This window comes from Corynebacterium sp. HMSC070H05 (assembly GCF_001837615.1).
Taxonomy (GTDB): Bacteria; Actinomycetota; Actinomycetes; order Mycobacteriales; family Mycobacteriaceae; genus Corynebacterium; species Corynebacterium coyleae.
This window is the reverse complement of the sequence record NZ_KV833345.1, coordinates 18,047-18,253: the sequence shown is the minus strand read 5'-3', so window position 1 is coordinate 18,253 and position 207 is coordinate 18,047.

Sequence of the window (207 nt, the reverse complement as noted above, 5' to 3'; positions counted from 1 at the left end):
CTCATCCCCGCGAGTGCGGGGCAGACGGTGTTGCCCGCCTGCTCGGACAGGGCGCGCAGGGCTCATCCCCGCGAGTGCGGGGCAGACCGCCCGTCGACTAGCGGTGGTGTGACGCGCCCGGGCTCATCCCCGCGAGTGCGGGGCAGACTAGAGCGAGGGTGTGGCTTTACGGCTCCGGTAGGGCTCATCCCCGCGAGTGCGGGGCAG